Origin of the sequence: Levilactobacillus parabrevis ATCC 53295 (assembly GCF_001434055.1) — a bacterium.
Classification (GTDB): Bacteria; Bacillota; Bacilli; order Lactobacillales; family Lactobacillaceae; genus Levilactobacillus; species Levilactobacillus parabrevis.
In genome coordinates this window covers 96,405-105,630 of the sequence record NZ_AZCZ01000003.1, presented here as the reverse complement: position 1 = coordinate 105,630, position 9,226 = coordinate 96,405, and the positions used below count along the sequence as shown (strand labels likewise).

General features: G+C 45.7%; 11 protein-coding genes. 2 read left to right on the top strand and 9 right to left on the bottom strand.

From position 1 onward, the window contains the following. Positions 1 to 27: 27 nt before the first annotated feature. On the top strand, positions 28 to 129 hold the full coding sequence (locus FD07_RS12570; protein ID WP_220095525.1) for a DUF5776 domain-containing protein: 102 nt from the start codon (positions 28 to 30) through the stop codon (positions 127 to 129). Between the two features lie 466 nt (positions 130 to 595). Here the strand turns inward: FD07_RS12570 and FD07_RS01620 are convergent, their stop codons facing one another. The 5 genes from FD07_RS01620 to FD07_RS01600 form a co-directional block, all read right to left on the bottom strand. Continuing rightward, on the bottom strand, positions 596 to 1,354 hold the full coding sequence (locus FD07_RS01620) for a DUF6710 family protein (RefSeq protein WP_020088519.1): 759 nt from the start codon (positions 1,352 to 1,354) through the stop codon (positions 596 to 598). A 5-nt stretch (positions 1,355 to 1,359) separates the two neighbouring features. After that, the gene (locus tag FD07_RS01615; protein ID WP_020088518.1) at positions 1,360 to 1,770 is read right to left on the bottom strand and encodes a protein-export chaperone SecB; all 411 of its coding nucleotides are present in this window, start codon (positions 1,768 to 1,770) and stop codon (positions 1,360 to 1,362) included. Beyond that, entirely contained in the window at positions 1,770 to 2,321 is a 552-nt protein-coding gene (locus FD07_RS01610) for a helix-turn-helix domain-containing protein (protein WP_020088517.1), read from the bottom strand. Before FD07_RS01610 ends, FD07_RS01615 begins: the two co-directional genes overlap by 1 nt. A 15-nt stretch (positions 2,322 to 2,336) precedes the next feature. After that, positions 2,337 to 2,687, bottom strand: coding sequence for a hypothetical protein (locus FD07_RS01605; RefSeq protein WP_020088516.1), 351 nt, complete (start codon positions 2,685 to 2,687; stop codon positions 2,337 to 2,339). Between the two features lie 208 nt (positions 2,688 to 2,895). Further along, positions 2,896 to 4,110 (bottom strand): aminotransferase-like domain-containing protein, encoded by a 1,215-nt coding sequence (locus FD07_RS01600; RefSeq protein WP_020088515.1) that lies wholly within the window; start codon positions 4,108 to 4,110, stop codon positions 2,896 to 2,898. 796 nt (positions 4,111 to 4,906) lie between these two features. Here FD07_RS01600 and FD07_RS01595 point away from each other — a divergent pair. Next, a complete protein-coding gene (locus FD07_RS01595; RefSeq protein WP_020088514.1) occupies positions 4,907 to 5,815 on the top strand; it encodes a LysR family transcriptional regulator in 909 nt (302 codons plus the stop codon). Positions 5,816 to 5,977: 162 nt separating this feature from the next. Here the strand turns inward: FD07_RS01595 and FD07_RS01590 are convergent, their stop codons facing one another. From FD07_RS01590 to FD07_RS01575, 4 genes are all read right to left on the bottom strand, one after another. Beyond that, the gene (locus tag FD07_RS01590) at positions 5,978 to 6,670 is read right to left on the bottom strand and encodes an RloB family protein (protein ID WP_020088513.1); all 693 of its coding nucleotides are present in this window, start codon (positions 6,668 to 6,670) and stop codon (positions 5,978 to 5,980) included. Further along, complete coding sequence (locus FD07_RS01585; RefSeq protein WP_020088512.1) at positions 6,663 to 7,919, bottom strand: AAA family ATPase; 1,257 nt, start codon at positions 7,917 to 7,919, stop codon at positions 6,663 to 6,665. The genes FD07_RS01590 and FD07_RS01585 overlap by 8 nt, the downstream gene beginning before the upstream one ends. A gap of 257 nt (positions 7,920 to 8,176) precedes the next feature. Beyond that, entirely contained in the window at positions 8,177 to 8,683 is a 507-nt protein-coding gene (locus FD07_RS01580) for a helix-turn-helix domain-containing protein (protein ID WP_020088511.1), read from the bottom strand. 9 nt (positions 8,684 to 8,692) lie between these two features. Then, positions 8,693 to 9,052: a hypothetical protein gene (locus FD07_RS01575; protein WP_020088510.1), complete on the bottom strand. Its 360-nt coding sequence runs from the start codon at positions 9,050 to 9,052 to the stop codon at positions 8,693 to 8,695. Positions 9,053 to 9,226: the final 174 nt, after the last annotated feature.

Sequence of the window (9,226 nt, the reverse complement as noted above, 5' to 3'; positions counted from 1 at the left end):
TGTCTCAAATATTGACTTCAATCCACGCTGACAATCAAGAAGATTCAGAAACATAATCTGACTACCCGTTTGGTTCTGTCTAATGGGACTTACATCACTGGGAATAAGACACTGGTGATTGCGAAATAGCCTTTGTTGCGTCATCGTCTTACGAAACAGCTGGTACCGAGGCATTGCGTCTCTGGTGCCAACTGTTTTTTGTATGGGTCCCACCGTAGTACCACATCAGCTCATGTTGAGTCTCCTGTCACTGATTGCTGACTAATCCACGCTATACTGACGCTAACCTAAGGAGGTCTACCATGGCCCAATCTGATAATCCGAAATCTGAGCTACCATCTGGTCCATCCAGTATGCCTAGCAGTACACCTGATCATTCAAAAGACGACGCCACGCCTGAAGCAATACGTGAACTGATTAGATCTGGCAAACTTAAGCAATACGACACGCTCGATGAACTCTGGCACGATTTGAGCCACTGAACATCTTCCCGATAATTAGCAAGTAGCCGTAACTAGCTCGATACGAGTTGGTTACGGCTACTTTTTGATCAAACTCAGTTTTGAACTATATCCTCAGCAAATACCACCCCAAATTACTTAATGTCTGTTCCCATCTCAGCAATAAATTTCCTGATAGCCTCGGGAAACATATCTGGATACTCTCTTAGTGATAAACCGACACGAAATAGATCTTTAATTTTTTCATGACTTTCTTTCTCAAAATCGAAGTATTCCGTACTTTTAATTACACCATTTTCTAGAACCTTCATATCTTCCATGGCTAGCGAAATGTCATATACAGAATCAATTTTAATTGTAGTCATTTCGTTTTTCAAAAGCGCCGCAAATTGACTATGGTTCCCGTTTAAACAAACAGCCACTCCTAGAGGATAGATATAGCTATTCTCAATGTTACTATCTTTTTCATTAAGCCTGTTTTCCACATCATCACCAATAGTTAATAGATTACTGACAATTCGTTCATTGTTCCAAGGATATACGACAAACGGTGTTTTCACAGCATCCAAATATAATCTGTTCTTCAACCTTCTATAAATATAACGATCAGTTTCATTTCTTCTCAAGGGCAGATACCAGGTTCTAAAGTCATCTGCTGAATTCGGCCTATTCAATGTCTTGTACACACAACTATCGTATAGAATCGCATTACAAATACTCTTCTGAATATACATGAGTGCCATTGCTTTTTTATCCTCTGTCACCTGCAAATAACCTGGATTATTTAAATACTTTAGCGTCTTGCTTATCTCAGATTGATCTTGAGAAGATGTTATTTTCTTTTGAGAAGATATTATTTTCTGATGATGAAATAAATTTGTTATCACATTCATATTTACTACTCCTCTTGACTCGCTAATACTTTACTAACATTTATCGTAGGCATGATATAGCTTGGATATTCATTTGACGTAGCTGTGAGCATCGTAATAATTGAACGAACATAAGGATACAATATAGCCACTGCATTAACTCTAACTAATTGATCTAGATCTATCTCTGATTCATCCTCCTTTGGTCGATAGTCAAAAGTACCAATTACTGAACAAGTAACTTGAAATGGTAATTTTTCATCTTCAATTGATCCAACTACCACACTTAATGTCACATAGATTCTATTTTTATCTACATTAATTTTCCTAGATACTTGGGGATTCATTATTATCTTCTCATCATTTATCTTATACTTTTCATTTCTCTGATAGCTCATATTTTTGACCCTATAATTGGCAAACTCCAAAACAGCCACTATGCAACATCTCCTAACTTGTTATTTTTATTGAATGATTTTACTTCTATGCGATGTGATTCAAACGACTCGTATACAAAATTCCGATTATCAGTTTCATACGAAACATCTGCTAGCTCATCTTCAACATTGGATGACCATCCATCCGGCAGACGTCCGTTTTTTTCGTAATTATCTCTAGCCGCCTCAAATAAGTTTTCCTGATATTTAGCCTGTACTCTCTGATTATTCTCAATCTGCGTAAGCGAAGACGATGCAATTCCAAGCGTATCTGCAAATTTTCTAACAGACATATGGAGATTTTCTCTTAATTTTCGTATTTCATCTGGACACATGTACCCCTTTACAACTCTGTATGCCTTAAAAGCGCGATATACATTCTCCATCGGGGAATCAAAATCCACCCACAATTCATTATCACTATCCTGCCAGTAATGATTTCTGACTAGCAAATTCTCTTCCTCTCTCACTTTAACTAACTCTAATTTCCATATTTCTGTATATTGATCCGTCGTCTCTGTTTCAGGATTATAAAAAGTCTTTATACTCATTTTCATCTCCACCTTCTAATCTTGCTTATACGGAAAATCCATTGGATAAGCAGCAATGTGCAACGAGATCCACATGACCCTACCGCTTGGTCTGTCCTGAATTTTTAGATAGCAAGGCTCTCCTTCAATTGTTAAGCCAAATACCCAAATATCTCCAGGAACTGGATCGGCATGATTATCCGGGGAAGGCCCCGAAATATAATCCTGCCAATTCAACTCACGATCGATAATATCAAAAGCCATTTCAGCAGAAATTGCCAGCTCTGTCAAAGTCTGAAAGTTTTTGGCTCTCTTACTAAGAACCCACCGATTACGCCGAGCATGAATGTCTTTGATTATTCCTTTTATATCGTCAACACTTGCCAAAGCTCACACATCCAAACTAACTTGTCTTTTCTAGGGTTCATTATAGCATGATTGTATCTCTAGAAATACAAGAACACTTCAAAACTCTGATCTTAAAGCCTATCGCTTCTACATCTACCATTCTACTCCGTAATAATCATACGTAATAAGCATCTACAACAAGAGCAATATATGCTAGTTGTAGATGCTTATCCACTCAATTTCAATTCTACACCACCGGCTTCACGCCTCGCACGGCCCCTTTCACCGCATCACCCAGCCGATGCATCCCCGCATCGATCACGGCCGGCGTCAGCCCGGTGAAACACAGGCGCAGACTGTTATGCACATCGCGGTCCGGGTAGAAGTTGGTGCCCGGCACGTAGCTCACATGGGCCTGCGGAATCACCGTATTCTCCAGTAAGGCCGCCGCATCGATTTCCTTCGGCAAGGTTACCCAGTAGAAGAAGCCCCCAGCCGGCTGCGTGTAGCTGATGTCGTCCGGGAAATAGGCCGCCAACGCGTGGACCATCGCTGCACACTGTTCGCGGTAACTGGTCTTCAGCGCCGCGATGTGCGCGTCCAAATCGTTGGCGTCCAGGTAAGCGTCAATGGCCGCGTGCACCACGTTGCCAGTCTCCAAGTCACTGGCCAATCGCACGCGCATAATCGCTGCCAACAGGTCGCCATCGGCCACCAGCCACCCCGTCCGCAACCCCGGCATCAGGATTTTTGATAAGCTCGACACGAAGACTACCCGGCCCTCAGTGTCGAAACTCTTGATGGCGGGCAGCGGTGCGTGTTCATAGCCCAAGTCACGGTACGGCGAGTCCTCCAAGATGATAAAATCATAGCGATTGGCGAGAGCCACGAGTTCCCGGCGCTTGGCCACGCTCATGGTAATGCCGGTCGGGTTGTGATAGTCCGGAACGGTGTAGAGTAACTTGATCCGCGGGTGACGCTTCAATGTCTCCTCCAACCGGTCGAGATCCAAGCCATCCGCCTGCAGTGGCACCGCGTGGTAGGTCGGTTGATACAGGTCGAACGCCGCCAATGCGCCTACGTAGGTCGGCACCTCCACGGCCACCTCATCCCCCACGTTCAGGAGGGCCTTGGCCACCAGCTCAATTGCCTGCTGCCCGCCGACCGTCAAGACGACATTGTCGGCGGTAGTCGCAACCTGCCCCCATTTGCCAATGCGGGCCGCTAACTTTGCCCGCAAATCCGGATTGCCCTGTGCCGTCTGATACTGGAAGAGGTGGGCCCCGGTCTGCGCGATGGCCGTGTCAAACGCCGTCTGCATCGCCGCTACCGGAAAGAGGCTCTCGTTCGGACTCCCGGCCGCAAAAGAAATCGCGCGCGGATCGGTGTCCTGCGGGAACAGTCCACTCAAAGCAGAGGGAACATCAGGATTAACACGTTGTGCAAACAAGTCATTTAACATGGGACTCACACCTTTCTGGAAAATCTTGAGAACTGGTTTAATGACAGATCAGATTGATGGTCAACTCGCCTTACCGGGTGGCGCCAATCGCCCGGGACGCGGTGGGCGGACGTCCAGAGCCAAAAAGCGGTCTCTGAACTTGGCTTAGAACCGCAAAGGCCGCGTTTCCAAGCCACCAATGTTCTAAGCGGTAAACCCGCTAAGAACATTCCCACGGCTGAGGCGATTGGCACCACCCTCACGGCTTAACATGGATTTGAGTTGTCGTGAGACTGGTTGCCAGATTTTGCGTAAATTGCATATAAATCCTACATGTGTAAATTGACGCAATGCTTACTTCTATACATATCCACCAACCATCCAAGCAGGTTTGGTAAAACCACACAGTCACACCCAAGTCCGACGCAATCCGTTGTCGGGCCCATCCACCATATCAGCCGCAGGGCTGGTGAAAATGGGCTCAGCCGTGGGAGTTGTCTTAGCGGCGGGTTGTGCCGGTTAGACAACTGGTGGTGGAGAGACTCGTTTCCTAGAGGCTCACCGCCAAGCCGGAAGACCGCTCTGTGGCTTCCGGCGTCCGCCCACAGCGCCCTGCCCATTTTCACCAGCCCGGAGGCGCTGAACACCCACACACCGAGACCCAACAACTAATTGCCACCACGAATTAACCCAACTGCCAATTGCCACTACCTGCTTTTCAAGGAGTATGATAGAATACCGTTGACAGAAAAACTATTTCAACTATCTAGAAATAGCATGAATGTAATTCATCTTAACCAATTTGGAGGTGTCCCCGATGTTACCGTTTGCCTATCGCGTCTTTCAAACCATTGTGCAGGAACAGACCTTTTACCGGGCTGCTCAAACGCTGAACGTGACGCCCTCAGCCATCAGCCACTCGGTCAACCAGCTGGAAAAAGAGCTGGGTTTTCCGTTATTCATCCGCAACCGGACCGGCGTCGAACTGACACCAGACGGGCAGACCATTCTGCCCCTGATTCAAGCCATCATCAACGCCGAGGACCGGCTTCAACAGGCCGCCGCCAATATCAACGGCCTCAACGCCGGTTCCGTGCGGATGGGGGCCTTCTCGTCCGTCTGCATCAACTGGCTGCCACCGATCATTCGTCAATTTAAACAGGACTTCCCGCAGATCGACATCAACGTCGAGCAGGCTGACTTCAGCAGTATCGCCTCCGCCGTCAAGACTGGGCGGTTGGATCTGGGACTCTCCGCGTTACCGGTGGCCGAGAAATTGACCGTCCTGCCGCTGGTCAAGGATGAGATCTACTGCATCACACCGACCGATTTCATCCCCGCCAACCGCACGACCGTGACCGCCGCCGACCTCGCCGACCAGAATTTCATCCTGCAACGGGGCGACTACGACAAGGACACCAAGGCGGCGCTGGACCACTACCAGATTCGGCCCAACGCGCTCCGCTTCTCCATCGACGACCAGTCCATTCTGGCCATGGTTGAAGCTGGCATGGGGATGGGTATCTTGCCAGAACTAGCGTTGGAACGGGTTAGCGGAAACGTCAACGTCTACCCGTTTGATACCAAGTTCTTCCGCACCATCTGCCTGGTGGTCAACTCGGAACAGGCCAAGGCCCCCTCGACCGCCAAGATGATTGCGGCCATCACCGACTACGTGACGGCAAAGTACCCGGACAAGGTGCTGGCGCATCCGCATGTGGGGTAGCGTACTGCGCTTGGTGATGGTCAGATTAGCCCCTTTAGTGAGTAACGTCTTATGGGTTATTTCAATTCGTCTGACACTCCCATACTTAAACTGTTCAAACTAAACAGTCGCAATCCGTATCGCCATTAATCTGGTGACTCGAATTGCGACCTTTTAGTCGATCTATTTTTTCAAATTCTTTCGTAGTGTATCGGCCCGCTGTCCCAATGCGGTCAATTCCGCAACCAATTGATACACAGCCGTTCCAGGGTTTCGCTGATGATATGGTATATTCGCCTGATAATATCCAGCCAATTTCTTTGCGAACCGGATAGCTTGTTGACGTTTCTCTGGTGTGAAAAGCTGGAGAATCCGCGCCGAATTCTTTTCATATTTACCTTGAATACCATTTGTCTGCATATGCTGCGTTAACTTCATCTTGTACTCTTCACGATCAATCGCCGCATTGAGAAATTCAAAGTGAAGGAGGTACCATAGCTCAAACGAATCGTTGCTCCACGCTGCATGCCAGCCTAATTGTTCCGCTGATTTGATTGCATTATCGAATTTATCTAACGGAATATCGTCCTTATCAAATACAATCCACACATGTTCAAACAAGGTGGGGCTGAGTTGAATAACTTCTGCCACGCGCTCAATCAGTGTCAAATTACTGACACCAGTCCCTTTGACAGTCAGGCTAGGGACGGTTACCTCAATCCGATTAGCCAAACCGGCGTATTTCTGCTCCAGTTCCTCTGCCAGGTCTCTAAAGTAAAGGACCTCGGTTTGAATCCCCTCAGTTGCAATCAAATAACTACCCGGCAATGGCAATGATCGTTTGTGCTTCGGCCTTTTACCGATTCGTTTAGACATCCGCATCCCCCAGACGTTTTAGCATCGGTGTTGCTCGAAATTTTCCCAAAATATAGTCTTTTCCGTAACTCGCATCGTTGCGCACCTTTTTACCTTCATTCAGCCGAATCGTATCCAGCGAGTATAGGTCGGAACGCCCATTTTCATCTTTGTTCACAAACCAGACTTCGTCACGCCGGAAATTATCTTTATCCAACGTAAATAGTTCTTGTGTGGTGAAAATCAGCTGCGCACCTTTAGGGTTAAGGGTCGGATCATGAAACATAATCAGAATATAACGGAGCAGTAACGGATGCAATTTAGCATCCAGTTCATCGATCAAAATGGTATTTCCTTGCTCTAAAGCTTGCTTTAAATCGACGTAAAGCATCAACATCTTTCGTGTGCCGCTAGATTCCGCCGCAATCGGTGTCTGCATGAGCTTACCCGTTTGCGGATGGCGATGAAAGGCAACTACCCGTTGATGCGGCTCAGTATCACTAGCCAGATTATGGTCATCGCTCACTACGCCTAACCCCGCGATTCCAACATCGACAGCACGGATAAATGCTTCAAACCGTGCCTTTTCTGTCTCATCCGTCAACAAATCAATCAATGGATTTCGTGGACGACGGGTCCGTAATCGCTGATTTTTGTTGATCTCACCTCGTGGGTCCCCGTAATCCAGGACCTGCACATTCCGAAACCAGGCGACGACTTCCTTAATCACCGACAAATTTAATCGTGCAAGTGCCGATAATAGGAGCGTTCCCGGTTCAATCAGTCTCTCTAGGGTTTGAACTTCGGCTTGCGTCGTAATTTTCCCAGTAATCCCCGTTGCCGTCCGGTCAAAAATTTCCAGATACTGTTCACCAACGCGCTGTTTATCGCGCTGATACAGATATTCCGATGTAATTGTCCCTTGCACACAAGAAAAACCATATTGATAGATATTAGTTGCCGTTGAGAAAAGAACACTAAATTCCGTAGGCGTTGTGGAATCTTCAAACCAAAAGGGCTTCACTTTGCGCAAAGCATCTTCATCGGAAAACGAAGCCAACACAACGTAAGACATTGCTTGAAATGCTTTAAGAACGTTACTCTTCCCAGAAGCATTGGCACCATAGAGTGCCGCCAGCTTCAACACGGGTTCATGTAGAACATCCACCACTACATCCGCCGGCAAATCTTTGATGGCGGATGCCGTCAAATCTAACGTTGCCTCTTCCTGAAAGGATTTAAAGTTTTTAAACGTAAATTGATGGAGCATCGTCATCACCTCTATGCGAAGAATACCTGATATGATGGTAATTTACAAGTAATTGAGATTATTTCTCAAATATAATATTATTTGTGATTTAACAAAGGTTATACAGATTCCCCTCACTGCTTTTTAGCTGTCATCAATCTGAGATCTCTAAATCAAAAACCACAGTTCAACTGCCAATACCTTGGTGAAGCTGAACTGTGGTTTCGTTTCAAAACAATTTAACTTTATAGCTGAACTCGCGGTTCTTAGTCGATCTTTTACGCCAATGCAACTTTCTGTTCGATCTTTTCGTATTGACTCTCCGACATAATGGCTTTTTTGGACTGTACCAATGTGGCGAATGCGCCATTATTTTGAGATAGTCGAAAGAGACTCTCTTGTTCGTCTGTTTGTAAGACCAAGCCATTTTCAATTTCAGAAAGCGTACTATAACTCATCCCTAAAACCATCGCAAATTGACGTAAACTCAGTTGATAATTCTCACGAATCTCACGTACTGCTTCTGGAGTCAATACGCCAAATCGCCGACGATATTCTCGAAAATCGGCTTGTAGATTAAAATCCGGATCATCAATTGGCTCTAAGTAATTATCTTCATCATCTAACCGTTCGCCAGCCGGCACCCAATAAATATGGGTCATTTGAACTTCCCGTCTTCGAACCTGCACAGTTTCTTCTAAACTAATAACTGTAAAATTTGCTAGGCGACCGGTTAGCGTTCTTTCGATTTCAACAGTTTTGATAACTTTATATTCCTTAGTCATTTTATCACCTCACTTAAATTTTAAAAAAGTTCGATCAGGTGCCTTTTCTGCCGGATGAAATGAATGCAGCTCTGCACCTAATGCTGAGATATAGAATTTAATGTACATATGGCCTTGATACAAAATAACCAAGAATTCGTAAACTGTCACATCTTCCTCTTCATGATGATGTACAGGTGAAGGTCCCCGAAAATACTGACTTGTTTCCAATGATTCAATGGCATCCTTAACAACCATACGATACGATCGTCCCGTCTTATCTAAAAATAGTTTAGACTTCCGATTCAAAACAACTTGCAGCTTCCCTTGTTGATAGAAATCTCTGAGCCGAACAACTGCCAATGAAGCATTGAACTTGTCATCTTGCAAAAATTCTCCTCCACTCCGGAACCGTTACCCGTGAGTAACAGTCTATGCTTTGCCTCCGATAAACTCAAGCAATATCTCTTGAATATCATCAGCATTAAAATCACCCCCAAACCTATGAATCAGCTTGTTTATTTTATCACCGACTAAAAGCGTGACTGTCTCTCTCTTTTATGT